The sequence below is a fragment of the Lacticaseibacillus sp. YLM2-1 genome (assembly GCF_056583465.1).
In genome coordinates this window covers 768,269-794,389 of sequence record NZ_CM152617.1, presented here as the reverse complement: position 1 = coordinate 794,389, position 26,121 = coordinate 768,269, and the positions used below count along the sequence as shown (strand labels likewise).

Here is a 26,121-nt window from a genome sequence, read left to right as displayed (position 1 = left end):
ATACACGAAGGTTTGTCGATGCTTGTATGCATGACTAGGTTTGGACTACACTATATATAGTGTTGTGCAGCTTAAAAAAGCGGACGCAGCGACGTCTAGGAACTGTTGAACTGATGAATTTGGTTTCTTAACTGATTGGTCCGAGCACTTATTCAATCCCATCAGCTAGTCATCTGTGTCCTGTTTGACCATGAGCACATCTTAAAGGAGGTTCACAAGAATGAATTACACCTTAAACGACGGCAACGTCCTACCAGCAATCGGTTTTGGCACCTACAAACTTAATGGTGCTAACGGCGTTCGAGCAATGGTGGGAGCCGTCAATGTCGGCTATCGCATGTTGGATGCTGCTTTTAACTACGAAAATGAAGGTGCCGTTGGTGAGGCCGTTCGCCAAAGCGGCATTCCGCGCAGTCAATTAACGATTGCTTCAAAACTGCCAGGTCGTCATCATCGTTATCAAGAAGCCATCGATACCATCGAAGAAAGTCTTTATCGTGCTGGTTTGGATTATTACGATCTCTATTTAATTCACTGGCCAAATCCTAAAGAGGATCTTTACGTGGAAGCTTGGCAAGCCTTGATTCAGGCACAACGATTTGGATTGGTTCGCTCAATCGGCGTTTCAAACTTTTTGCCTGAGCATATTGATCGGCTAATTAAAGAAACCGACGTGACGCCAGCTGTTAATCAAATTGAGTTGCATCCTTACTTCAACCAACAAGCGCAACGTGAGTATGACGCAGAGCACAATATCCAAACAGTTGCTTGGAGTCCATTGGGTCGCGGCGCGGTTTTACAGGAACCAAGCATCAAAAAGATTGCTGCGGCACACGGTAAAAATGTCGGTCAGGTTATCTTACGCTGGGATCTGCAACATCAGATCTTACCGATTCCAAAGTCCGCACACCTTGCCCGTCAACGCACCAATCTCGATGTGTTTGACTTTACACTAACGAACGAAGAAATGGCCGCCATTGACAGTCTGACAAAACCGGATGGTCGGCTCAAGGATCAAGATCCGGCAGTTTATCAAGAATTCTAACGCCGCAAAAAAGAGCCGTGGTGCAAGCACTTGGCTGCTGTACCGCGACTCTTTTTAGCTGTTCTTCGTTTGGCATATCGGCAAAAAGCAAGCGACTGCAAAGGCTTGTGCCATGCTCAAAATCATGAAAAGAGGCCATCACAATGACTGAACCTATCCACGTTTTATTTATTTCTATTTCTGGCAATACTCGGGCTTTTGCCCATCGCTTGGCAGTCTATGCACAAACGCAACATGATCAGGATGCTGCTAATCCAACAATTGTGCTGAAAGAAATTTCTGATGCCACACAAAGTGACGGTGAAACCAAACCATTTTTTGTCATGGTGCCGACTTATCTTGACGGCGGTAATGGTATTGATAACGGCGTCAAGGAGTTGATGACCACTGCCATGGGTGACTATCTGGCAGAAGGCGAAAACGCTGATCAATGCATTGGCATCATTGGTTCCGGCAATCGTAACTTTAACGAACAATACTGTCTCACGGCTAAACGCTATGCCAAAGAATTCGATGCACCCTTCTTAGCCGATTACGAATTACGCGGGACCCCAAGTGATGCTGAGAAAATCTACGCGATTTTAAAGCGGGTTGCTGCCACCAATGCCGCCCAGTAACGTTGCGCTTCACCAGTTTGCGTTAAACCAGCCGACAACTCGCTTGCTGTAGGCTTGCTGATGATCAGGAAAACTCTTCGCGTGCCCTGCCCCTTTAACGACCCACAAGGCCTTCTTCGATTTTGTGGCTGCTCGGTAGTTTTGATACACCATGCTGGTTGGTACAAACTTATCCTTGCTGCCGTGAATAAACAAAATGGGGCGGGTATTTTTGTGCAACGCGGTGATGGCACTGGCATCAAATACGTTATAACCGGCTTTGATCGTGGCTGTCAGTGCCACTGACGGAATCAGCGGCCATTTAGGCAGATTGAACATTGCTTTGGCTTGATAAGTCAGTTCATCAATAATACTGGTATAGCCACAATCTTCGACAATGCTTTTGACTTGGGATGGCAATTTTTCGCCACTCAGATACATCACTGTTGCGCCGCCCATAGAGACACCATACAACGCGATTTGACTTTGCTGGCCCTGTTTCTTGATGATTTGATTGATCCACTTCAAATAATCCAGCCGATCTGGCCAGCCATACCCGATGTAGTTTCCTTGCGATTGTCCATGGCCACGATCATCTGGGGCCAAAACATTAAACCCTGCATCATGAAACATTTTGATTTGCGGCGCCATGAATTCTTTGGTGTTCATGTACCCGTGAGCGACCACCACCGTCTTGTTCGTTGGTTTCGCCGCTGGCACATAGTCGGCAACCAGTTTCAAATCGGCACCAGCCGCCTTTTCGGTCCACGTTTCCTTATGAACGGTTTTAAGCCACGCCTTACCGTCCTTGACAATTCGACTTTCGCCACCACTCAAAAAAGATTTTTTTGATGGCACAAATGCATATTGGTAGAAATACAGACTGGCGCCAACTAATCCCATAAGCAGAACACCGAAGATTGATAACAGCCCAATCAGCCAAGCTTTTTTATGTTTTCGCACACTAATAGCCTCCATAAGTAGTTAAAGCCCTTTACATAACTAAAAAGTGTACCGCAACTTTTAATAATTTCAAGTTACAGTTGCGGTATGATTTGTTAAGATAAACTTTGGAGGAAGAAAGATGACTGATGAATCTTTGCTACAGGCATATGTGGATGCCTATTTTTCAACATTCAAAAGTATTAATGAGCTAATCTCGGCACCAATGGCAAAATACCATCTTAGTTTTGAACAATTTCGGATTCTATCTGATATTGCCCATGATCCCGATATTAGCCTGACTGCCATTGTCGCCAAACGAGGCGTCACGAAACCGGCCGTGGCCCGCCAACTGCGCGTACTGCGCAATCTCAATTACGTGACCCAGACCAAGTTTGCAGCTGACCGTCGGCGTAACACTTTACGATTAACGCCGCTTGGAAAACAAGTTGAGGCGGAGATCACTAAAACTGCTACTGATCGCTTCGATCAGTGGGTTACTGCACTTGGCGAGGACAAAGCCAAACAGTTTGTTGACTTGCTCAATGAAATTGGTGAGAAACTGATTCATCCCCAACAAACTTCTGAGGACGATCAATAATTCGGTATCTCGTGCCAGACAAAAAAGACGTGCCATTTACAGGCACGTCTTTTTTGTCTGGTTCCTTAATCAAGCTTGATTAGGGCACTATTTTGCGTTGATCTTTGCTAGCTTCGCCAATCCTGCAGGAATATCTGCAGGTTGATCAACTAAGACTTTGGCACCGGCTTCTTTTAGTTCTTTAGCAGAACCAAAGCCGTACGTCACACCCAGCAATTGAACATGATTGGCCTTGCCACCAATCATATCATTGGCCCGATCACCAATCATGACACTTTGATCGAGCGCAACTTGACTGTCTTTTAGCGCATAGGTCAAAATATCGGTTTTCGTGACCCGGGTTTCCTCATCGTCACTTGCACCGTACGCACCAGCAAAATATTGGTCCAACGAAAAGTGCTTTACAAGGCGATGCAGCATTGTTTCTGGCTTAGCCGAGGCAATGTAAAGTTGGTTGTCTTGTTGCTTGAGCTTTGCCATCGTGTCCAGAAAATTAGGATACAATTCAACCTGATAAAGGCCTTCCTCTTCGTAATAATGATGGAAAGCATCAATGGCCCGCTTAACTTCAATGTCATCAAGTTCTGGCCAAACCTTGGGAAGCATATCAATCAGCGCTGGTCCGATAAATTGCGTGTAGGCCGAATTGTCCAGCGGCCGCAATCCGCGATCCTGAACCATATATTTTAATCCTGCAACGATACCGACTTCCGAATCAGCAACGGTGCCATCAAAGTCAAAAAACAAATTAGCCATTTGAATCCCCCTCATAAACGCGGCCGCCAGTCCCGCAATGATTGCCCAGTCAACACATTTTTAAGAACTCGCACGCACGCTCGGCTTTATGTCGCGTTAAATAGACGCGCATCTTTATTATACAGGTTCCTGTTCACGCCGTAGCGCATCTTTCAAGATAATTGGTGCAATCAATGTCGTCAGGACAATCACAACAATAACCGCCGAGTAATATTCAGCGTCCATGAGTTTGGCCTCGAACCCAATTTGGGCGACAATCAATGCCATCTCGCCACGAGAAACCATGCCGGCACCCACGACATTACTCTGTAGCCAACTCGCACCGGCCAAACGATCACCAACCCCACAGCCGACCCATTTTGTGACTAAGGCTAATAAGGTCAAAATCGCAATAAACCCTAGATCGCGGCCAAAGGTATCAAACCGCATATTCAAGCCGACACTGACAAAGAACACCGGAATAAACACGGCATACCCAATCGCACTCAAACTACCATCCACTTCATGGCGATGACGTGTCTGGCCTACTGCCACGCCAGCGAAGAAAGCGCCGATAACGGCGGACATTCCTACAAGATCAGCCAGATAGGCCATACCGAGGCAAATGAGCAGAGACATAATGGTCACAGCCGACGACGGAAACATTTTTTCTGCCAAACCCATTAAGTATGGCGCAGCCCACCTGACAACCAAATAAATGCCGACAAAGTAGAGCAACTGTTCAATGATTTGCACCCAGAAAGGCAAACTCGCGGTCTTTTGCTCACCAAGGACTGCTACCGTGAAACTTAAAATGAGGACAGTGAGAATATCATCAACCACCGCCGCACCGAGAATGGTCGCACCATTTCGGCCTTCTAGGGCATGTAGCTCTTTTAAAACCTCAACAGAGATCGAAACAGAAGTAGCGGCAAAGGTAATGCCTAAGAATAGACTGCTTGTCATGTTGAAGCCCCAACTGCGTCCAAAAACGAACACAACAGCCACCGGTACAATGACGCCGATCATGGCGACCAACATGCCTGGTTTGAAGTATTTTTTTAATAAATCAAGGTCACTTTCCAAGCCAGCAAGAAACATCAAAATAATGACACCAATCTCCGCAAATAATGAAATCGTGTGACTTGGTGCCAACCAGCCCAATAACGCCGGTCCAATCAAAATACCAGCCAATAATTCCCCAATGACAGCGGGCATATTCAACAATCGGCTTAAATGCGCTAAAACCAGCGTTGTGACTAAGATCAGTGCCAAGTTGCCAATGTCCTGCATGTCGATCTCCTCCATTTCGTGTCTTTCTGTTAGTGTGCCAAACGAACCTCATAAGCATTGCGTTCAGGAACAGGTTCATCCATGTAAACAATGCCGCGATATTCGAAGCCCATTCCAGTGATGGCATGCTGCATGATCACATTTTGGGCATGCGTATCCACGCGCAGGTCATAGACACCGCGTCGATAGGCTTCACTCATAATATTACTAAAGAAAACTTTACTTAATTGATGACCACGAATGCTGCCATCAAGCGCAAATCGATGAACTGCCAAATAGGGCACATCGGCCAACCAACCAGCACCATCAATTTTGAGATAATGCGGATCAGGCCCTTCCACCAAAGCGGCTATGCCGGCAACCTGCCCATCAACGACCAAAACTCGCCCGATGCCTGTCGCTACATCTTGTTCGACCGCAGCCTGATCGGGATAGGTTCCTTGCCATTGTGAAATACCTTGTTCGCCCAAAAATTGCCGAGCAGAAGCAATAATCTTCATCATCGCGGGAATATCTTCTCGGGTAGCAGCACGCATCAACATAACTGGCATCAACATCATCTCCTAAATTATCGTGCACCCATTGTCCCGCATCTTGTCGCCCGTTTCAATGACAGCGCATAAAAGTGCGCGGCAGTTTTTGTGGTTAGTAATATGTAAAAAAATGGACAAAAAATTTTTTTACATACGGCTTTGGACACGGCGATAAACATGTTCACAGGTGAAAAATCAACACGTAAAGCTGCGCATACTTAAGCAAAAAAGCCTGAGCAATAGATAATTGCTCAGGCTTTTGATCTATTCATGTATCAAATCAACCTAATGCCGACGATGGGCGTGACGATTTTTACCAGCCGGTTTCTCCAAATATTCTGGAGCAAAAACATCCTGCTCGCCGCGATGTTCTGGCGCCAGCCGCCAATTACGCCGACCATGATGATGTTTATGCATCTCCAGCTTCAAGCTCAACTGCTTCGTGCGCTCTTTTTCGGCACGCAGTTTCTGGTGACCCCGAATGATAGCAATCCCGCCGCCAAGTGTCAGAGCAATTGGAATCAAGTGAACAACTGCCAATGGAATGATTAAATCCGGCTGTTGTTCCAATGCCCGATCAAACGCTCGTACAGGTTCGAACAAGCTTGTTTTTAATTCATCATATTCAGACATGCAAGCACCTCCATATTTTGAAAAACTTACCTTACCATTCTTATTATAACGTTATTTAGAATGAAAAGCCGTCTTCGTGTCGGTTTTGACCAGCCAATCACCTAAATGACTGAAATAGTCAGTGGGGTTATCCAGCATTTGTCCATGACCAGCATTCGACGTGACATGTAAGGTAGCGTCTGGGATTGTCTTCGCCATGCGTTCCGCGGCTGCCAGCGGCATCGTTTCATGACCGCCGAACGTCAGGTAGGTGGGTACGGCGATACGGTGGATATCTGCACGCCGATCCCAATCTTTAAGCGCAGCCACCATCACAAATTCATTGTCGCCTTGAAAATAATTGTAAACTGGCGTGGCCAGCGTACTGATTAAGTGACGCGGCTGCGGATCTTTTGCATGATGCAAGTAGTGTTCGCCTAGCTCACTTACAAGCGCCTGATATTTTGCATCATCGAACGCATGCTGCTGTTCAATTTGCTGCATGTAAGCGACATCTTCTTTTGAAAACATAGTTTCCCGAATCCGATTGATGTTCACAATATATTCGTCAAGATTGTCAATCATCGAACTCAGAATGACTCCGTTAAGATGCTCTGGGTATTTCAATGCATATTCAATTGCCAGCACACCGCCCCACGATTGACCAAGCAGATAAAAGTGGTCAATCCCAAGCTGCTGTCGAACCTGCTCCACTTCGCTCAGATAGTAATCAATGTTCAGAAACTGCTGACGATTTGCCGGATCGGAGAAATCTGGCTGGTCGGAGTAAAATGACCCCAACTGATCATAACGGGTCACGCGCACACCATAAGGCGCTAGCCGCTCAGCAAAATTTTCAAAGACTTCATTGGTGCCGCCTGGGCCACCATGCAAGGTCATGAGATGGATATCACCTTTTCCTTGCGTCTGTGTCCACAAATGGTACCCACTCGATAACGTGATGAATTGCGTCCCGTCTGGATTAAGTTTTGGCATACAACCGCTTCTTTCTTGTCGTTTGTCTTCCATTATGCGAGTTTCGTGGTTGATGAACAACATTAAGCCACTTCGCAATCTTATAAGACTCTTCAAAGTTTAATAAAAACAGGTCGCTTATTCGTCATCTACCGGGATTGATTGGTAAAATGAATGAAAAGCATTGGAGGGCATGCGATGGCTGAGCAGAACATTTTGCCGGATCAGGGATTATCAACAAAGCAAGTTGAAGAACGGTTTGCCGCGGGTCAACATAACTTGCCGTTAAAACCATTAACGCGATCAATTAGCCAAATTATCAAAGTAAATACGTTCACCTTATTTAACTTGGTGAACGTGGTTTTAGGTGCTTTGATTGTGACAACGGGCAGTTATAAGAACTTACTCTTTCTCGGTGTCGCGGTCATCAACACGGCGATCGGGACCATTCAAGAAATTCAGGCGAAGCACCAGATTGATAAAATGTCAATTTTGGCAGCTGCTCGAGCCACCGTCATTCGTGATGGCAAAACACAAAAAATCGAGCTTGAACAATTGGTTATGGATGACATGGTGCACCTGAAACGCGGTGATCAGATTCCTGTCGATGGTGTGGTTGTCGCAACGAATGGTCTCGAAAGTGACGAGAGTCCTTTAACTGGTGAGTCTCGACCCATCACTAAAAAAGTGGGCGACAAGCTGCTTTCTGGCGCATTTATCGTTTCCGGTCAGGCAACCATGCAAGTCACCGCGGTTGGCGCCGCAACTTTTGCGGCAAAGCTTGCTTTGGCAGCCAAAGCCGAAAAAGGTAGCAAAAGTCAACTGTTGGCAACGATCAATCGCATCATTCGCGTGTTAACTTATGTGCTTATCCCGATTGGCGCAATTCTTTTCACCGTCTCGATGATCCGCCGAGGCAACTATAATCGGGCTATTTTAACAACCAGTGCCGCCATGATCGGCATGATTCCTGAAGGTCTGGTTTTGCTAACAAATGTGGCATTAGCCGTATCCGCCCGCAATCTTGCCGTTAAACGAGTTCTCGTTCGCGCCTTGCCGGCCATTGAAGCACTCGCACGAGTTGATACTATCTGTCTTGACAAAACCGGTACTATCACGAGTGGCAAACTTAAAGTCGCCGAAACATTGCCGATGACTGGGCAAAGTGAAGCGACAGTCACCAAAGCCGCCGCCGCTATTGTTTATGCTCTAAATGACGACAACGAAACAGCAATGGCCATCAAAGCCGCCTTCCAAAACGATACCAATCAGCAAGTCACGCAGACAATGCCCTTCTCCTCTGCGCGTAAGTGGTCGGGTGCCGTTGTTAATGGTCAAGTATTGTTTATGGGCGCCCCGCAGTTCACATTCGGCGATCAATTACCAGCACCGATTGCAAATCAAATTAAGGATGCAGCTGCTAAGGGCTACCGGGTTTTAGCCATTGGCACAGCAACCAAATTAGTGCATCCGTTAGTTAATCCCCAACTGCTCGGTCTGATTTTGATCACCGATGAATTGCGGCCAACTGCCATTAATACGTTCGACTTCTTCAAAACGCAAGGGGTGGCTTTAAAAGTCATCTCAGGTGATGATCCGATCACGGTCGCCAACATTGCCAAGCAAGCTCGCCTTGAAGGAGCTGATCAAAGTGTGGACATGAGCACCATTGCAGACAACGCAACCGCCAAAGATTATCAAACACTTGTGAAACGCTATAACGTTTTTGGCCGGGTCACACCTGAACAGAAGAAATCTTTAATCATGGCCTATCAAGCTTTGGGGCACACCGTCGCCATGACTGGTGACGGTGTGAATGACGTCTTGGCATTGCGCCAAAGCGACTGCAGTATCGCCATGGCATCTGGTGCCGATGCTGCCAGCTCTATTGCGGATTTCGTTTTGTTAGATTCAAACTTCGATGCCATGACCGGCGTTCTAAACGAAGGCCGCCGAGTCATCAACAACATTGAACGCGTGGCATCCATGTATTTGGTCAAAACGATGTATTCAGTCATCCTAGCCACCATTTTTGTCTTCTTGCCACTTGATTATCCGATTGTACCGATTAACCTCACACCGGTTTCTGCTATCGGGGTTGCCATTCCTTCCTTCTTCCTGACTTTGGAACCAAACTTCGAACGCGTGACTGGTCAATTTATGCAGAAGGTCATGACCATTGCCGCACCTGCTGCCATTAGTGTCGTCATCTACACATTACTGCTGACATGGATGGAGTCTTTCTTCCACTTGAGTTTTGAGTCTACTTCATCAATGGTAGCCATGTTGATTGGCACTATTTCATTGAATGTTCTGCTCGTCGTTGCCCGACCTTTCAACCGACTCAAGGTTGGCCTACTGGGTGGTCTCAGCATTGCCCTGTTTCTTGTCTTCTTCGTCTTCAGCTCAATTTTTTCACTTGTCAATCTCTGGCAGTGGCAGCTCGCGTTAATTTATTTGCCACTCATGATCTCAACTGTTCCGTTTTACTTGTTAATTCAAGAATTTCTTGGTCGCCGTGTTTTGTCAAAAATCAATTGGCGATGAAAACGATGAAAATGCCCAACGACCTTTTTTGTTCGACGGTGACTCGTGTATACTGAGATTGCAGGAATTTTCTGAAAATAGTTAAGGAAACGAGGCACACACACATGGCAGAAGAACAAACTTTAGTCTTGGTCAAACCGGATGGTGTTGCAAACGGACATATTGGGGATGTGATCACGCGGATTGAACACCGCGGCTTCACAATTGATGCACTGAAAGTCACACATGCAACGGCAGATCAGTTACATCAGCATTACGCAGCACTTGTTGGCGAGCCTTTCTTTCCAAGAATCGAACGCTTCATGACGGGCGGTCCGATGGTGGCAATGATCGTGAGCGGCTTCAATGTGATCGAAGCGGTGCGTAAAATGACAGGCGCCACGAATCCCGCCGAAGCAGCGCCCGGCACGATTCGTGGAGATTTTGGCCGTGAATGGGCCGACAAAACTATTCGCAACGTCATTCACAGTTCCGATAGTGAGACGAGTGCCCGACGTGAAATTCCAATCTGGTTCCCTGATCGTCAATACGCCCCTCATCAGCCAGAAAAATAGGGTCAATAATTGAAAGAAGTGAGGATCATGGTTAAACGACAGACGTTAACTTTGATCACCGGTGCCGATAAAGGGATAGGCTTTGAAACCGCAATGGCGCTTGGTAAACGCGGTCAGCATTTGCTTGTCGGTGCGCGCAATCAGGCACGCGGTGAACAGGCTATTAACAAGTTGCACACAGCTGGCGTATCGGCAGAATTGGTCATCTTAGATGTGACTCAAGCCGGCACCATTGCGACGGCCGCGAAACAAATTGAAGCCTCACATGGCTATCTCAATGTTCTGATCAATAATGCTGGTATTGCCTTAGATGCCCATCAACCACCTTCACAATTGCCTGTGATGACAATGCGTCAAGACTTTGACGTCAACTTTTTCGGCTTAGTCAGTGTCACACAGGCGATGATCCCGTTGTTAAAAAAGGGTGCTCCAGCTAAAATTATCAACGTTAGCAGCAACATGGGTTCACTCGGTTTGGCTAGCGATCCTGACAGTCGCTTCTTTCAGGTGAATTCACTTGGATATCAAGCCTCAAAAGCAGCGGTGAACTTCGCCACCATTGATTTTGCCAAAGAGTTACAGCCAGATCACATTAGTGTCAACTCAGTCAATCCTGGGTGGACTCGCACAGATTTTGGTGGTAATCGCAGCGGCGAACAAACGGTTGCAGAAGGTGCTGCTCAAATCGTCAAACTCGCCGCTGACGATAGCCCTGATTTGAATATGACATTTACAGAAACCGCGGGTAAATTGCCATGGTGATGTAAAAAGAGTCCCTTGCCGTGCTAAATTCCACAATTTCCGGTTAGATCGGGCTTGCAACACATAGCTAGAACGGAGCCGGTGCTTCGAGCCCCATTTGGCCTACGATTGTTCAGCGTTGGCACTGGCATCTTTAGATCCTAACAAGTTATCCATATGACGCAGTAAAAGAGGCATGATTTCCCCAAGTCAGAAAATCATGCCTCTTTTTGGTTACTATGAATGATGTCTCAACTTCTCGTTTGATGATCAATCAGGCTTAATAGTAAGTCCGCCGATTACCGAAATTCAATTTAGCGATGATGGTGTTCGGTTCGGTTTGATCAGGTGATTGCAGCCACAAGCCGCGAGAAGAGAGTTCTTTGAATAAATAGTTAGTTGCCGCAATTTCTTCAGCCGCTGGATCGTCAATCTTGGCGCCGGCTTGGTGCGCCTTAGCGATGGCCACATCTAATGACAGCGTCACCGTATCTGCGAAAGTATCATTCAACGTTGTATACAGTTCATTAATCTGATCATCCAAATAGGCTTCTAACGCCTTGAAGAATGCTGCATGATCAGCTTTGCGATCAAAATAGCGCGCCACGAGCTGATTATTGTCGATTCCCATATATATAACACATCCTTTTTAATGATTTTACCACGAGTCGCTTTTTGTGGATATGCGTTTCCATCTACCCCATGCGATTCCACAGAACAAAATCATGCAGACCAATGCTATACTTTACCCATTAAGCGAAGGAGGTTTTTTCGATGAGTGAAACCGCACTGCCAAAACGTCAAGAGGTTGATCCAAAACTGACTTGGGATTTAACGCCGATTTTTGCTGATGAGTTTGCTTACACCGAAGCCATTAAGCAAGTACGCGCTTTGACCAAGGATTTTGTCCATCTATATCAAGGAAAGTTGACCGAACCGGCCATCATTGTTGATGCACTGGGCGACTATGGCTCGATTATCGAACTTGATAGTAAAATTGGACACTGGGCATTTATGCCGTATTCGACAGATACCACTGATCCTAAACTCCGTGATCGCCAAATCAAAGCCACGGCTTTAGATGGTGAAATTGGTGGTCAATTGAGCTTCTTTCAAGCAGAACTAACCCAGTTACCTGAAGAGGTCCTTGATGCCGTTGTTGCCAAGGCACCTGACTATGCTGGCTTTTTCCGCCAAATCAAAATTGCTAAAAAAGGCGCTTTGGCTCCTGCTGCTGAGAAGGTCTTAGCCGAGTTATCACCTGTTTTCCAAGCGCCTAGCAATATTCGCGACCAAACGATTTTCGGCGATATGGATTTTGGCACCTTCACGGCTCACGGTAAAACCTATCCGCTGTCATTCGTGATGTATGAAGAAAATTATCAGAAGCATCCTGATACCGAAGTGCGGCGTGCAGCCTATGCAAAGTTCAACCAGACATTGCGTCGGTATCAAAACACGATGGCGGCTGGTTATCTAGCACAAGTCACTCGTGAAAAAATCACTGCCACCATGCGCGGCTATGATTCCGTCATCGATTATTTGCTGGCCGATCAGGAAGTCAGTCGGGCCATGTTCGACCGCCAAATCGACGTGATTATGCACGATCTGGCACCGATCATGCGCAAATATATCACCCACGTGAAGGAATTGTGGGGACTTGATCATATCGGTTATACCGACCTTCAGATCGATATCGATCCTGCCTACTCTCCAACGATTACGCTTGATCAGGCCAAGCAAGACATCGAAAAGGCGACCGCCATCATGGGCCATGATTACCAAGCGCAAATGATGCAGGCGTTCACCGATCACTGGATTGATTTCCCTGCCAATCAAGGCAAAGACTCCGGTGCTTACACTGCGGGTCCCTATGGCGTTCACCCTTATGTTGAAATGACGTGGAGTAATTCCCTGCCTGCGGTTTACACCTTAATTCATGAACTTGGGCACACGGCACAAATGGTTCGCTCTGAAAAAGCACACAATATTCTCGATGCTGATTTCAATGACTATTTAGTGGAGAGCCCTTCGACCTTCAATGAGCTCCTATTAACCCACTATCTTGATCAAACGGCTAAAGATCCGCAGATGAAACGCTTCGCCTTGTCCCGCCTACTCAACGACACCTACTTCCATAACTTTGTCACCCACTTACTTGAAGCTGCGTTCCAGCGCAAAGTTTACCAACGCATTGACGCCGGCGACAGTTTCGATGCAGCGGCGTTGAATGCCATCAAACGTCAGGTGCTCACTGATTTCTGGGGACCGGCTGTTGAACTAGAAGAAGGCGCCGAGCTCACATGGATGCGACAAAGCCATTACTATATGGGATTGTATTCCTACTCGTACTCCGCTGGTCTCACGGTTGCTACTCAGGCATTCCAAGCCATCGAACAACAAGGCCAACCTGCCGTTGACCGCTGGTTGCGTTACTTAAGCTTAGGCGACTCACTCAATCCAGTCGCTGCTGCTCGGGTAGCCGGTGTCGATGTCACCACAGATGCCGCCTTGAAGCAAACCATTGCCTTCCTCGGTAGAACAGTGGATGAGATTATTTCACTGAGTCATGAAATCAATGGCTAATGACAAAAACTGCATCACGCATTTAGCACCACAATTTCTAAGTAGCCCCTCATCATGAAAGGCTGGGAAAAGCCATCACCGCTAAATTGTGCCATTCCGGCGCAATGAACGGTTGATCGCTAATTCCCAGTCTTTTTCTTAGTTATAAACGGTTTCGCGTTTATTGCTGACTAGCAAGCTCGTCAAGTCGAATCACCTGATCATATTGTTTTTGCCATGTCTCGCTAATATGATGTGCGACCTCAATGAGCGTCCCAGGACTTTTCAAAAGATGAGCATGTAATTGATCGCTTAAATGCTCATCCAAGGCTGATGTCGCTTCGTCTGCCAATAGAATTGGCCGGTGACGTAACAGAGCGCGGGCAATCTCTAATCGTTGCGCCTGTCCACCTGACAGATTGTGGCCTTCATCGCCAACTTGATAGTCCCACCCTTTTTCTGCGATGAGTGGTGCCAAGCCAGCGTCAGCAGCAGCCTGTTCCAAAGCATTTTCCGAAAATCGTTCACCAAGCGTCAGATTAAAGCGAATGGTGTCATCAAACATAAACGGCGTTTGCTTAATGAGGCCAAACAATTGCCGCAATTGATGCGTATTTTTTGCGGTCACTAGGGTCTTACCGATCCAATACTGACCGGCTGCTACTGGCAACTCCCCAGCGAGCAGCCGGAGCAGCGTTGACTTGCCATATCCCGAGGGAGCCATCACTAAAACTTTTTGGCCTGGTGTGATCGTCAAATTGAGTCCGTTTAGAATCTTGTGACCGTCAATCGCCACATCTGCATGCTTAAGCATCATCGCCCCAGTCCTGATCAGCAATGAGGATTCAACTGTTGGTGCATGATTCGCCGCATTTATTTTTGCGATAAGCGGCTGTGCTGTTTGCCACTTGTTCACAGCACCAATCATCACAACGAGCGGATTGCGCATGTCATTTGAGAGCTGCACGATACCCATAAACAATGCTAATGTTGACGCGCCGCTAATGACGCGATAAATACCAACTCCAAATGGCAGTAAAACGCCGAAACAAAGTGCTAATAACATCCCCAACGAATCCATGCTACTAGTCAAAACATTTAACAACCGCAGACTGTTTTCAAGCTGATCGGCTAGTTGATGGATGCGACCTTTAACAACCCCTTCTGCTTGATAAACGCTGATTGTATCGCGCCCGCTCAAATAATTTTTAAGCCCTGACGTCCAGTTACCATTAGCCTCAGACCAATTTGATGCTGCTGTGCGCAAGCGTCCTTGGGCGACTTTTGAAGCAACTAACGGCACCAGATTCCCTAGGAAAAAGATCAATGCCGTCAACCAGTCAAACGCAAACGCGCCAATCATTGCCCCAACAAACGTGATGAGTTGCCCGACCACTGTCAGTTCACTGGTCACGCCATTGGTTTCGATCATTTTAAGGTCATTGGTCATAAACGACAGATCTGAGCCTTGCGAACTTGATAAATCCGGATGATCAATCAATTGCCGCGTCATCACTTTCTTGATAGTCAAGTTCACTTGGCGAATAATGGCGGCTTGTAGCAACATTGTGGCCCATGTCGCCACAGCAGCTCCGAAAAAGACCAATAAACTTGGCAGCAATGTTTGTAATAATAACGTTGCGGATTTCGCCGTCGCCGCTTGGATCATAGCTGTTAAGCTTGCTGCAACCCCCACATTCATCGCACTCATCAAAACACTCGTCCCAACAAATAGAATCAATTGCCATTTGCGCCCATATCGCCATGTCATCATCATACATGTCCCCCTTTGGCCTAACCTTGGCGACTTGGTGTTGACCAATAAGTCGCTTTAGTACTTGCTGTTCAATATAGTCAGGTATAGGCTGAGAGAAACAATAAATGTCATATATGAAAGGCAACCTGTCATGAAGATTGGTCAATTGCTTCGTACCATCCGCACCAACAAAAGTATGAGTCTTGCACAAGTCGCCGATGCACAAATCAGCAGTTCCTATCTTTCTAAGATAGAACGCGACCAAAGTGACATTACAGTCACAAAGTTAGCTCACTTGCTCGAACGACTTAGCACCACGCCGGAAGAGTTTCTATTTTTGGTAACTGCTGGGAGAGAGCACGACTATGCCACCCGAGACAGATTACTGGGAACTTATTTTGGTCAGACTTTGGAACTGTCCGCCGACCCAAAAGACTTCCCTAAAGCGATTCAAGTAATGAAGGAGGAAATTAGCCGTGCTCAAGCCGCTTTTGACCGACACCCTAATCTTAAGCAACAATTGGCAGTCAATGCGCGCGTCGTCATTCTTGCAACTTTTCAATCACTCGTCGTTGATAAAGCCCATCAGTTGCCCATCAGACCTGATTTAACCCATGCCACCGAGCAATACTTGCAACGTATTGAGAATTGGGGTGAATTCGACATTTATCTTTTCATCATCTTTAGCATTGCCATGCCGCCTGTAACGCAACGGCGATTATTGACGCTCGCCTTAAAAAGAAGCCGCCACTACAGTCACTACCGCAGTGCCCCAAGGTTGATATTCCATTTACTAGACAATCAGATAACGCTTGAATTCCTGCGCCAAAATTATGACATGGTCGCGACTTATTTAAACCAGTTAAAGGTCGAACTGGTTGAGCAGCAAGATGCAGAATTCGCCTTACGTGCCAAATTTCGCACTGGGGAATTACAGGTTCGTTATGGTCAGCGAGATACAGGAGCAGCAATGTTAAACGAAGCCGTGCAAATTGCCAATACACTCAAGTTCTCAAAGCTTGCTGACTATTTTAATTACGCTCGACGAATCATCTTAAATGAGTCGGCTACATCTGCTTACAAATACTTTGGCATCTATATCGATTAAGTACCCCAGCAAAAAAAGCCGCCCAAGTGACGGCTTTTTTTACGATTTTATCGATCATAACTTTGCCTAATCCAACAAGCGCACCACTGCCCTCAAAAGAGGTTGAATGGTTTCATGAATTGCCGGGCAATGACTGGCGCCTAATTGTTTTAAAGCAAGGCTCGTCTGGATACGCCGAAAAAGGTTCATTTGACTTAGCTTGGGTTGGCCTTGTAAGTAATAAAAATCGATAGGCATGACGCAGCGGTTCTGATACTGTAGCTTGATCTGCTTAATTGCCACTTGTTCCCGTCGGATAATCCCGCTACCAAAGACTATCAACTGATCAGGTAAAGACTGGTGAAATTCGCGGTAGAAGGCCTTTAGACCCAAGACTTTTTCACCTACGAGATGGCCGCCATAGATGATAAGTTTGCGTTTTTGCAGGTCTGCAGTGGTGACAAATTGCACATCAATTAATTCACAATGCAGTGCTTGGGCAATGCCAAGGGCAAACCGTTGCGTGAACCCTGTCTCCGAAGCGTAAACAACCAATGCTTGTTCCATTCGACCACCTCCTTCTCGCACCTGCAGTGCCGGTTATTTGCTCGCTAACATTTTCGATTACGTCAATTGTAAAAATCTGGCATGATTTTGCTTATTGTTAATGTACATAAATAATTATATTCGCGTCAATATATATGCTAATGAATTTTAGCAAATTTAATTGTTCGAATTTCGTTTCATCCAAATGCATGCTACACTGATGGCATTCAGAATCGTGGTACACTGATACTGAACTTGAACGATTCCACATTAACGATATAAGGAGTGAGCCCTTTGGAAATAACCCGTCATGGCGAAGCATTAACAACGAATGGTACACCAATCGAACTCGGCGAGCAGTTGCCGACGTTCACCGTTACTAATGCACAGGCAAAACCCGTTACTACCCAGGATTTAAGCAAGCGATTAACGTTAATCAGCGTTGTCCCAGACATCAACACACGCGTTTGCAGTATCTCAACCAAACATTTCAATGAAGATATGGATGCGTTTGATCATACTGACTTCTATACAATTTCAACCAATACCCCACAAGAACAACAGTCGTGGTGTGCCGCTGAAGGCGTGAAAAAAATGCAGTTGTTGTCTGATCAAAATGGCGACTTTGGCAAGGCTATGGGCTTGTTTGTGGCCGATAATCACACCGATGCTCGCAGCGTTTGGATCGTGGACGGCACCGGCACTGTCAAATATCGTGAACTAATCACCGAACAAACACATGAGCCTGATTACACAAGCGCTTTAGCCTATCTAGAAGCTCATCAACATTAATCGCACAAAAAAAAGAAGCCATGATCGGCTTCTTTTTTCGTACGTTTAAGCTAAGCCCTGAACGAGCATCATCAAAATTGGCACGACAACCACAAACAAGACGGTAGATGTTGTGACCACGTTTGTCGCATACTCAACATCGGCATGCGCCTCAGTAGCAAGAATTGGCAATACAGCCAATCCAGGCGCAGCAGCTTGAATGATCAAAGTTTGCGCTTCAAGACCTGGTACGTTGAACCCAGCATGCATCCCCAGCAGAATCAAACCAGCGATTAATGCAGGCGCAATGACAAAACGACCAATCAAAGCCACGATGGTATCGCGGTCAAAGCGGATCGCTTTCAGACCGGCATCGGCCAAAATAATCCCGATGTAAATCAATGACAACGGTGTGACCAAACTGCCCACATAATCAAGGGCATTCACTGCAAAGCTTAACCAACCGACGTGAATAAACGGAATCTTCAACAACAGGAAAACCAAAGCGACTAAGAATCCGACTAACGGTGCTGGCAACAACTTTTTCCAGTTGAAGCCAGTACTGCTTTTTTCTGATTTCTTCTGGGTTGGATCGTCCCACGCCATGATGAAGGCCCCGACAGTCCACGTCGACACGGTGTTCACCACATAATACATGAGAAAATAAGGAACGGCCTTATCGCCAAACAAGGCGAGGTTAAGTGGCAGACCAATGAAAATGGTGTTCGCGTTCACAAACATGTTGATGAACGTCCCGCGCCGACCCGGGCGCACTTTTAATAACCAAACCAGTAAGAAAGCGATCAGGTAGCCTAAAATGACGGCACCAAAGCCATAAACAAGGCCTGATGATAGACTCACCAACTTATCCAACGTTAGGCGTTGCAAGACCGAGATGAAAATCGATGCTGGCAAGGCGATTTTCATTAACAAATCAGAAATTGTTTTACCAAATTGATCATCAAAGCGTCCTTGCCGCCGCAACACATAACCTACGACGATCAGCAAAACAATCGTCAGAACACTTTGAATGGATGTACTTAATGCAGTCAACGTTTATTCCCCCAAGTCCATTTCGAGTGAATCCGGCAGTGGCCGGTATTCTGGTTGCCATGTCATATTTGCAACCGCTTGTTTAGCATCTTTGATCGGCTTTTGGTTCAGACCATGCTTCACCGCATCTTCAGCAACCGCAATTGCCACAGTCTGACTGAACTGATCCAGCTTGGAAACTGGCGGCAATACCGCTGCACCAGGTTCATCAGGGTCAACAATACCGCCTAAGCTGTGCGCTGCTGCTGAGATCATGGAATCTGTCAACAATTTGGCTGTTGAAGCAATGGTGCCTAAGCCAAGGCCCGGATAAACCAAAGCATTATTTGCTTGACCAATTGCATAGCTGACACCTTGATAGTCAACATTAGCCGCTGGTACACCAGTTGCGATCAGACCACGGCCATCTGTCCACTTGATCAAATCGTCAGCCTTGGCTTCCGCAAGCTTGGTCGGATTGGACAACGGGAAAATAATCGGACGTTCCGTATGCGCAGCCATTTCCTTAACAATGCTTTCGGTAAAGGTTCCAGGCACGGTTGATGTCCCAACTAGGACAGTTGGATGGACAGCCTTGACAACGGCTTCAAGATTCGTCAACGCATCGGCATTTGCAAATTCGCTGCGTTTGCGAGCAAATGGCTTCTGTTCTGGTGTCAAGTCAGACATGTCATCAAAAAGTAAGCCTTGTTTATCAACCAAGTAAAAATGCTTTTTGGCTTCTTCAGGACTTAAGCCTTTTTCGATAAAGGCTTCATATACCCGCGACGTAATGCCGGCACCGGCTGTTCCGGCACCAAAGCTCAGATAAACTTGATCGGTCAGCTTCTGTTTAGAAATATTCATCGCACCAAGCAAACCAGCCAACACAATGATCCCTGTTCCTTGGATATCGTCGTTAAACGTGGTGATCTGGTCTTTGTATTCATTTAAAATATCGGCAGCATTACTGCGACCAAAGTCTTCAAAATGCAGATACAAATTAGGGAATAGCTTCTCTGCCGTGGTGACAAATTGATCAACAAAGCTACGATACTTCGGGCCATATACCCGCTTATGCCGATTGCCCAAGTAAAGATCATCATTCAATAGTGCTTCATTATTGGTGCCAACATCCAGCACAACCGGGAGAACTTGACTCGGATCAATGCCAGCAGCAGCGGTATAAACCATAAGCTTGCCGACAGAAATATCTACGCCTTGGGTGCCCCAGTCGCCGATTCCCAAGATGCCTTCAGCATCACTAACGACTAACAAGCGAATATCACGGCCATTGGCACTATGCTTCAGCGCGCTTTCGATATGATCAGGATCGTCAATCGACAGATAAGTGGCGTTTTGCGGATTGACAAACAGCGCACTGTAATTTTCGATCGTATCGGCAATCGTTGGATCGTACACGATCGGCATGAATTCATTGATATGCTCGGAAAAAAGCTTATAGAACAGCACATGGTTCTCATTAAAAAGCGTCATCAAGAACTGACGCTTAGCCAGATCAGTCGGCTTGGTCGTTAACTGAGCATAAGCTTGCTTAACTTGTTGGTCCAAGGTCTGGACAGCTGGTGGCAACAAACCATTCAAGCCATACTGATTCCGTTCTGCTTGAGTAAAGGCGGTACCCTTATTTAAAAACGGATCGTTAATAATTTGCTCTGGTGTATATTTCAAAATCAACACTCCTTCTAAGTGAGCGCGAGCAGGAGCGCTTAGAAGCTGGAGCATAAGTAGGCTTGAGTCAAAATGGCTCGATCTTGGCCATTTTGACTCAAGGTCCTTATGCGCAAGCTTCTGCGACTGCGAGCGCGTTATAGTTGAGCGCGAGCCAGTGCGATTAGCAACCGGAATGTAAGCGGCCTTGGGCGTGATGGTCGTTCTTTGACCATTGCGACCAAGGTTCTTACACGCAGGTTGCTGCGCTGGGGAGCGCGTTATGGTGCGCACCAGCCAGCGCGGTTAGCAACCAGCCATTGCTCGGGCTTTCTTCTTTACAGCAGGTCACATTACACGCCGACAAATCTTATAGTCAAACCCAGCAGGAGTGATAAAATATTTTTATATGCTTTAATCAAAGAATTGGTCTTCTATTCCCCATCAACCGTTTCATGGAGGTAACACTTTGAACACACGCGATTTTGAATATTTTCTGGCGCTAACGCAGACCCGCAACTTTTCACAAACAGCAGAGCAGTTTGCCGTCAGTCAACCAACGATTACCACCGCCATCAAGCGCCTCGAAGACAGTTTTCAAGCGCAACTCATTATTCGTGATCGGCGTCATCACGACATCGGTATCACGTCAGCTGGCAAACAGTTAGCAGCACACGCCCAAGTGATCCTTCAGCAGTTGACCTTGGCGCAGCAGGAAATTGCGTGGGATCAGACCAACAAAATTCGATTTGGCTTGCCACCAATTATTGGTAACTACTTCTTTCCAAAAATTGCACCGCAGCTTATTGCCGCGGGCTTAATGCCACAATTGCAAACAGTTGAAGCAGGATCCGCCGCCTTACTAAACCAAATCAAACAAGGCGATCTTGATTTTGCCTTACTTGGCGCCAGTGGACCATTACAGGAGCCAGATTTGACGATCAGCCAAATCGGCACGGCGCCATTTGTCATTATTACCCCTGAATCAGATCCGTTGGCCCAAAAAGACAAGGTTCGATTCGCGGAACTGGCGATGCAAAAATTTGTGACGCTCAGTGAAGCCTTCGTCCACACTCGCGCCTTCACATGGTTTCAACAACAGTCGGCATTCATCCCCAACGTGGTCTATCAAACCGGTGATGTGCAACTTCTTAAGCAAATGGTGGCGCAAAATGTCGGTATCGGTTTTTTGACAAATCTCGCCATCAATCCTGATGACCATCTTGCGGCTGTCAAACTCACTGATCCAAAACAGCCGGTTTTCACCATTTCCATTGTCCGCCGCAAAGACCGTGTTTTGACACCGGCAATGCAGCACTTTAATCAAATCCTTGCGGCAAACTAACGCTGTCATGTCAGTCGTGAAAACAGACTAATTCGTCTGCAACATCGTGCCTCACCAACCCAGAAAGCTCCGCATAAGGATCTAGGTCGCAAGGATTAAGGCCGGCCATCACGTTCCTCGTACTTGCGCCGGTTTCTACTCAGGCTGACGGACGCACACAAAATCCCCGTGACGATAGCGATACGTCACGGGGATTTGTACACCCATTTTCAAAGTACCTAATGCTAAAAGTAATCCTGACGCCACAACCACCATGCCGCCAAGCCGCACAAGATGGCTGTGCCGCCGATTAACCACCAAAAAGCCCAGTAAGCGTTGGCAAACGGTAAGCGAACATTCATGCCATATATACCACCCACAATGGTTGGAATCGTCAAAATAATTGTGATGCTAGTTAACACCTTCATAATCAAATTTAAATTATTCGAAACAATGGCACTCACGGCAGTTGAATACTGCGTCAGCAACTTCTCGGTGATCCGAACCATCGTTTGAGCCTCGACCACTTCAACTTCAACATCATGCAACCGCCGTAAGTACCCATTCGTATTAAAAAAGCGCTCGCCGTCGCGTAAGGCTTTAAGCAGCGTACCAGAATGATCCAAGGCCGCATCAAAAAACACCAGCCCTTTTTGCATGGCCATCAACTGATAAAGTTGCGTGTTTTTGGCCGCCTTACCTAAGCTGCGCTCAATTTGCTTGGTTTCATCATTCAGCTTGTCCATTGCAATCACGAATTGATGCAGTACCAACCACAGGACTTCCAGTGCAAACTCTTCAGGCTTAGGAGAAAGTTTTTGTTGAGCTAAATCATCGAAAGCTTGTAAGGGATCGTGGGTAATCGTGATCACACGATCATTCAGTAGAATCATGGTCATAGGTACGGTATTGTATTGATCAAACCCCGTTTCACTGGTTGTTTCAACCGGGTAACGCAAAACAATCAATCCTGGCACCTGATCTGCCGGATTTAAACCTTCCACGCGCGCATTTTCATGTTGATCGGTTGCTGCCGCCAGATAGGTTGCTGGCAGCCCGTATGTCGTCGCCAGCGTCTGTAGTTCTTGAGGCAACGGCGCCGAAACTCGAATCCAGTTGGCCTGATCGTCTGTGGTTACCTGCATATTTCCTCGTAGCTGGATCTGATAACGCGTAATCATTTCAACACCTCTTGGCCGTATTAAAGCGCGTTTACTGGCGCAGAGGCCGTTCTGTATGCACCCTTGTCCGCGATGCCAATCCCGTACAAAATGCTCACACGCGGATTGCTACACGCGCCAGTTCACGTTCTCTTTTATTATAACGTATCTATCCTCCCCTTCGGCCACTAGTTGCCAAGGCTGGTAGAATAGTCAGTGAGGTGATGATTTTGAAAGTAACACTTGAACGCATCTACCAAAAACCGCAAGCATCCGGATTCCGTGTCCTTGTTGACCGAGTTTGGCCACGGGGCATCAGCAAAGTTAACGCTGCTTTGGATTTATGGGCCAAAACCATTGCGCCGTCCACTGAGTTGCGGAAGTGGTTTGGTCACGACCCTGAAAAGTACCCTGAATTCAAGAAGCGGTACTTAGCTGAGTTAGCAGCTAATCCTGACCTGCCAGACTTCATCAAAACATTGAAGCAACATGAACAAGAGCCAGTCATTATGCTCTATGGTGCCAAGGACGAAACGCATAACCAAGCCGTTGTTCTAAGCGAACTACTCAAAACAAAGTGAGGTCACTATGCCAAGCAAAGCCGAATTTCGCCCGCTTCAGTTAAAACGTCTGAAAGCCGCCCAGAAAGCGACTCAGGCTGCCAGTGCAACGCTTTTGGCCGCACTAGTTCAAACACCTATGTGGCAACGTGCTCACAGCATCGGTGTTACCGTAAGCGGACCGTTTGAAGTCCCAACCGAGCCAATTATTCAGGCGGCCCACGACGCCAATAAAGCCGTCTACTTACCACGGGTCATGCCCAAGCGGCAAATGGTTTTCCTACCTGATCCTGGCAAAGACAAGCTGATCACCAGTGCTTTTGGTATCCCGGAGCCGCCTTATCAAGCCGATCAGATTCATGCCGCCCCTGATCTCATTTTGGTGCCTGGCATTGGCTTTTCGCTGGCTGACAAGTACCGCATCGGTTTCGGTGGCGGCTATTATGATCGCTTTCTGACAACTTATCGCGGCACCACGATCACACTGGTACCACCCGTGATGGCGTTTCCGCATGTGGCTTGGCCTGTGGAGCCGTTTGATGTGCCAATTCAAACCTTGATTCTTGCTAATGGGGATGTCATTGTGTAACGGTTAGGTTAAGCATTTGGTAAAAGATTGCCTTTCTACTGGACATTCCTTATATTAAAATAAACCTTTTTCATCTTATTTCAGGAGGCACAATATGCGACGTGAACGTATTCGCAAGAATCGTCGAACGCTTTATCTCACGCTCACCGGTATTGGTGCCGCGGTTATTTTTGTAGCTGTTTTTATGTGGCTCGTTCTTCGCGGTGCTAAAGTTCAAGGCCCGGTGACATCTTCCAGCAGCAGTGTTTCATCTTCAGTCACCGTCACACACCCATTTAACAGCGGTACTTATAAGGCTTCGGGCACGGTCATCGATCTAGACCGTGATCAACATGACTTAACCGTCTATGTTAAGCTGACAGATGACCAAACCTACACTCGCCTGCTCATTCTCGATCCTCATGGGCATCCATTTGTCGTCAACGACACCGGCAGTTTTAAGCGTAAAAATGGCAAACTAACATTGACATCCGAACACGCTAATGTTTATGAATACGCCAGTGCGACGACGTACAAGAACAATAAGCCGACTGCCGTTCGCCAGTATTCAGTCGATGGCGCGACCGGCACTGTTCGAAGCTACACCAAGACGCTCACATCCGAGTTGAACAACACGATTACGCTGAAAAACAAAACACCGCACAGTTATCGCTATGTTGAGACCAATTTGCCACTAAGCAAATCGAAGAAAAAGCTAACCAGTCTGGCTAAATTCAAAACCACGCAAGAAACAGCCAGCGCACAGTCAAGCACTGTCAGCAGCGCACCGGTCATCGTTAGCCAACCAAGCGAGCCACCATCATCAGCGGCGCCAGCGCCTTCTGTTCAGCCGAGTGTGGAAAGTCAACAGAGCACGGTTGATAATAGCGGTAGCAATCATAATGGAAATAACAATAACGGTCAAAACGAGTCCCAAACTGACGGCAATTCGAACCCATCTAGTGAACAACCATCCCCGTCACCAGACAGCAGCTCGTCAGCTTCAAACAGTAATCCCAGTTAATTGATTTCCTTAAAAAATCTTACTGACACCCGACTTTTCAGGTGTCAGTTTTTATATGATCAATGACATCCTTGTGATGACTTTAAAAAACATGCCATGACTGACATCAATGATGCCAAATGATGGTTCCACTTTGACGCCGCCAACTGCCTGCGCTAAACTTGCAACCATAGTGGGCAAAATCAAGTTGATGACCACACCCAAATGCGACCCACTCAATTTAACGCACCTGCCGCGTTACCAACTTTCTGGAGGACCACGATGTTCAACCTTGCTGCCGCCGACTTATCCGCGCGTGATCAATATAAATTGCTGGCTGGCAGTATCATCCCGCGGCCAATCGCTTGGATTACCACGCAAAACACGACTGGCCTCATCAACCTAGCGCCTTTTTCATTTACGACCGGGATTTCAAACCAACTGCCACTGTTGTCAGTAGCAGTTTTACGTGATGGGGGTCAGGCAAAGGATACCGCTGCAAATCTATTGGCGCGCCACGAGGCCGTTGTTCACATCGTGAGTGCAGATCTCACGAAGGCCATGAATCAAACAGCTGCCCGCTTAGCACCTGATCAAAGCGAGTTGTCGTTGATTGACCTGCCGTTAGTTGCAAGTACGGACATTCAGGTGCCGGGGTTGCAGGCAGCGCGTGTTCGATTTGAAACCAAGCTTTATCAATACGTGCCGATTCGTAACGCTGATGGTGACATTTTGACTGATCTTTTCATTTTAGAAGTGCACCGATTCCATTTTGCCGATACGGTTCTTGATCCGACAACGCTTCACATTGATCCCACCGTTTTGGCGCCGATTGCCCGCCTCGCCGGGCCGACATACGCCGAGCTTGGACGCACCTTTACACTGCGGCGGCCAAAATAATTTT

26 protein-coding genes are annotated in these 26,121 nt (G+C 46.9%); 14 read left to right on the top strand and 12 right to left on the bottom strand.

The window, feature by feature from the left end; genetic code table 11:
* Window positions 1-220 precede the first annotated feature (220 nt).
* Window positions 221-1,045, top strand: coding sequence for an aldo/keto reductase (locus AC07KQ_RS03775; RefSeq protein ID WP_003563931.1), 825 nt, complete (start codon window positions 221-223; stop codon window positions 1,043-1,045).
* Between the two features lie 143 nt (window positions 1,046-1,188).
* Window positions 1,189-1,662 (top strand): class Ib ribonucleoside-diphosphate reductase assembly flavoprotein NrdI, encoded by a 474-nt coding sequence (gene nrdI, locus AC07KQ_RS03770; protein WP_003563929.1) that lies wholly within the window; start codon window positions 1,189-1,191, stop codon window positions 1,660-1,662.
* A 9-nt stretch (window positions 1,663-1,671) separates the two neighbouring features.
* On the opposite strand, the gene AC07KQ_RS03765 is transcribed toward nrdI, so the two are convergent.
* Window positions 1,672-2,604: an alpha/beta hydrolase gene (locus AC07KQ_RS03765; RefSeq protein ID WP_003563927.1), complete on the bottom strand. Its 933-nt coding sequence runs from the start codon at window positions 2,602-2,604 to the stop codon at window positions 1,672-1,674.
* Between the two features lie 121 nt (window positions 2,605-2,725).
* Here AC07KQ_RS03765 and AC07KQ_RS03760 point away from each other — a divergent pair, with 121 nt between their 5' ends.
* Complete coding sequence (locus tag AC07KQ_RS03760) at window positions 2,726-3,184, top strand: MarR family winged helix-turn-helix transcriptional regulator (protein ID WP_003563925.1); 459 nt, start codon at window positions 2,726-2,728, stop codon at window positions 3,182-3,184.
* 87 nt (window positions 3,185-3,271) lie between these two features.
* On the opposite strand, the gene AC07KQ_RS03755 is transcribed toward AC07KQ_RS03760, so the two are convergent.
* The 5 genes from AC07KQ_RS03755 to AC07KQ_RS03735 all read right to left on the bottom strand — a co-directional run bounded on the left by AC07KQ_RS03755 (window position 3,272) and on the right by AC07KQ_RS03735 (window position 7,353).
* Window positions 3,272-3,940: an HAD family hydrolase gene (locus tag AC07KQ_RS03755; protein WP_003563923.1), complete on the bottom strand. Its 669-nt coding sequence runs from the start codon at window positions 3,938-3,940 to the stop codon at window positions 3,272-3,274.
* A 117-nt stretch (window positions 3,941-4,057) separates the two neighbouring features.
* A complete protein-coding gene (locus AC07KQ_RS03750) occupies window positions 4,058-5,212 on the bottom strand; it encodes a cation:proton antiporter (protein WP_003563921.1) in 1,155 nt (384 codons plus the stop codon).
* Window positions 5,213-5,241: 29 nt separating this feature from the next.
* Entirely contained in the window at window positions 5,242-5,763 is a 522-nt protein-coding gene (locus AC07KQ_RS03745; protein ID WP_003563919.1) for a GNAT family N-acetyltransferase, read from the bottom strand.
* A 267-nt stretch (window positions 5,764-6,030) separates the two neighbouring features.
* Complete coding sequence (locus AC07KQ_RS03740; protein ID WP_003563917.1) at window positions 6,031-6,378, bottom strand: hypothetical protein; 348 nt, start codon at window positions 6,376-6,378, stop codon at window positions 6,031-6,033.
* 51 nt (window positions 6,379-6,429) lie between these two features.
* Window positions 6,430-7,353 (bottom strand): proline iminopeptidase-family hydrolase, encoded by a 924-nt coding sequence (locus AC07KQ_RS03735; protein WP_480156619.1) that lies wholly within the window; start codon window positions 7,351-7,353, stop codon window positions 6,430-6,432.
* A 177-nt stretch (window positions 7,354-7,530) separates the two neighbouring features.
* Here AC07KQ_RS03735 and AC07KQ_RS03730 point away from each other — a divergent pair, with 177 nt between their 5' ends.
* From AC07KQ_RS03730 to AC07KQ_RS03720, 3 genes are all read left to right on the top strand, one after another.
* Entirely contained in the window at window positions 7,531-9,879 is a 2,349-nt protein-coding gene (locus AC07KQ_RS03730) for a cation-translocating P-type ATPase (RefSeq protein ID WP_013245530.1), read from the top strand.
* Window positions 9,880-9,983: 104 nt separating this feature from the next.
* The gene (ndk, locus tag AC07KQ_RS03725) at window positions 9,984-10,433 is read left to right on the top strand and encodes a nucleoside-diphosphate kinase (RefSeq protein WP_003563911.1); all 450 of its coding nucleotides are present in this window, start codon (window positions 9,984-9,986) and stop codon (window positions 10,431-10,433) included.
* Between the two features lie 27 nt (window positions 10,434-10,460).
* Window positions 10,461-11,195, top strand: coding sequence for an SDR family NAD(P)-dependent oxidoreductase (locus AC07KQ_RS03720; protein WP_003563906.1), 735 nt, complete (start codon window positions 10,461-10,463; stop codon window positions 11,193-11,195).
* 259 nt (window positions 11,196-11,454) lie between these two features.
* Here the strand turns inward: AC07KQ_RS03720 and AC07KQ_RS03715 are convergent, their stop codons facing one another.
* On the bottom strand, window positions 11,455-11,805 hold the full coding sequence (locus AC07KQ_RS03715) for a hypothetical protein (RefSeq protein ID WP_003563904.1): 351 nt from the start codon (window positions 11,803-11,805) through the stop codon (window positions 11,455-11,457).
* 143 nt (window positions 11,806-11,948) lie between these two features.
* Between AC07KQ_RS03715 and pepF the strand changes: the two genes are divergently transcribed.
* Window positions 11,949-13,760 carry an oligoendopeptidase F gene (gene pepF, locus AC07KQ_RS03710; protein ID WP_003578017.1) on the top strand — a complete coding sequence of 604 codons (1,812 nt, stop codon included), beginning with the start codon at window positions 11,949-11,951 and terminating at the stop codon, window positions 13,758-13,760.
* 160 nt (window positions 13,761-13,920) lie between these two features.
* Here pepF and AC07KQ_RS03705 read toward each other — a convergent pair whose 3' ends face one another.
* Complete coding sequence (locus AC07KQ_RS03705; protein WP_025598677.1) at window positions 13,921-15,513, bottom strand: ATP-binding cassette domain-containing protein; 1,593 nt, start codon at window positions 15,511-15,513, stop codon at window positions 13,921-13,923.
* A 133-nt stretch (window positions 15,514-15,646) separates the two neighbouring features.
* Here AC07KQ_RS03705 and AC07KQ_RS03700 point away from each other — a divergent pair, with 133 nt between their 5' ends.
* Window positions 15,647-16,603 (top strand): helix-turn-helix domain-containing protein, encoded by a 957-nt coding sequence (locus tag AC07KQ_RS03700; protein ID WP_274991093.1) that lies wholly within the window; start codon window positions 15,647-15,649, stop codon window positions 16,601-16,603.
* A gap of 66 nt (window positions 16,604-16,669) precedes the next feature.
* On the opposite strand, the gene AC07KQ_RS03695 is transcribed toward AC07KQ_RS03700, so the two are convergent.
* Complete coding sequence (locus AC07KQ_RS03695; protein ID WP_003563896.1) at window positions 16,670-17,149, bottom strand: flavodoxin domain-containing protein; 480 nt, start codon at window positions 17,147-17,149, stop codon at window positions 16,670-16,672.
* A 273-nt stretch (window positions 17,150-17,422) separates the two neighbouring features.
* Between AC07KQ_RS03695 and tpx the strand changes: the two genes are divergently transcribed.
* Window positions 17,423-17,920 carry a thiol peroxidase gene (tpx, locus tag AC07KQ_RS03690; RefSeq protein WP_003563894.1) on the top strand — a complete coding sequence of 166 codons (498 nt, stop codon included), beginning with the start codon at window positions 17,423-17,425 and terminating at the stop codon, window positions 17,918-17,920.
* Between the two features lie 45 nt (window positions 17,921-17,965).
* On the opposite strand, the gene AC07KQ_RS03685 is transcribed toward tpx, so the two are convergent.
* Window positions 17,966-18,952 (bottom strand): AEC family transporter, encoded by a 987-nt coding sequence (locus AC07KQ_RS03685; protein ID WP_003563892.1) that lies wholly within the window; start codon window positions 18,950-18,952, stop codon window positions 17,966-17,968.
* A gap of 3 nt (window positions 18,953-18,955) precedes the next feature.
* Window positions 18,956-20,623, bottom strand: a complete 1,668-nt coding sequence (locus AC07KQ_RS03680; protein WP_480156618.1) for a malolactic enzyme — start codon at window positions 20,621-20,623, stop codon at window positions 18,956-18,958.
* Between the two features lie 448 nt (window positions 20,624-21,071).
* Between AC07KQ_RS03680 and AC07KQ_RS03675 the strand changes: the two genes are divergently transcribed.
* Window positions 21,072-21,947 carry a LysR substrate-binding domain-containing protein gene (locus tag AC07KQ_RS03675; RefSeq protein WP_003563887.1) on the top strand — a complete coding sequence of 292 codons (876 nt, stop codon included), beginning with the start codon at window positions 21,072-21,074 and terminating at the stop codon, window positions 21,945-21,947.
* A gap of 224 nt (window positions 21,948-22,171) precedes the next feature.
* On the opposite strand, the gene AC07KQ_RS03670 is transcribed toward AC07KQ_RS03675, so the two are convergent.
* Window positions 22,172-23,107, bottom strand: a complete 936-nt coding sequence (locus AC07KQ_RS03670; RefSeq protein ID WP_003563885.1) for a magnesium transporter CorA family protein — start codon at window positions 23,105-23,107, stop codon at window positions 22,172-22,174.
* 203 nt (window positions 23,108-23,310) lie between these two features.
* Here AC07KQ_RS03670 and AC07KQ_RS03665 point away from each other — a divergent pair, with 203 nt between their 5' ends.
* The 4 genes from AC07KQ_RS03665 (at window position 23,311) to AC07KQ_RS03650 (ending at window position 26,117) form a co-directional block, all read left to right on the top strand.
* Complete coding sequence (locus AC07KQ_RS03665) at window positions 23,311-23,667, top strand: DUF488 domain-containing protein (RefSeq protein ID WP_003563881.1); 357 nt, start codon at window positions 23,311-23,313, stop codon at window positions 23,665-23,667.
* Window positions 23,668-23,674: 7 nt separating this feature from the next.
* The gene (locus tag AC07KQ_RS03660; protein ID WP_003563879.1) at window positions 23,675-24,235 is read left to right on the top strand and encodes a 5-formyltetrahydrofolate cyclo-ligase; all 561 of its coding nucleotides are present in this window, start codon (window positions 23,675-23,677) and stop codon (window positions 24,233-24,235) included.
* Window positions 24,236-24,329: 94 nt separating this feature from the next.
* Complete coding sequence (locus AC07KQ_RS03655; protein ID WP_003563878.1) at window positions 24,330-25,238, top strand: hypothetical protein; 909 nt, start codon at window positions 24,330-24,332, stop codon at window positions 25,236-25,238.
* A gap of 261 nt (window positions 25,239-25,499) precedes the next feature.
* Complete coding sequence (locus tag AC07KQ_RS03650; protein WP_003563876.1) at window positions 25,500-26,117, top strand: flavin reductase family protein; 618 nt, start codon at window positions 25,500-25,502, stop codon at window positions 26,115-26,117.
* Window positions 26,118-26,121 lie beyond the last annotated feature (4 nt).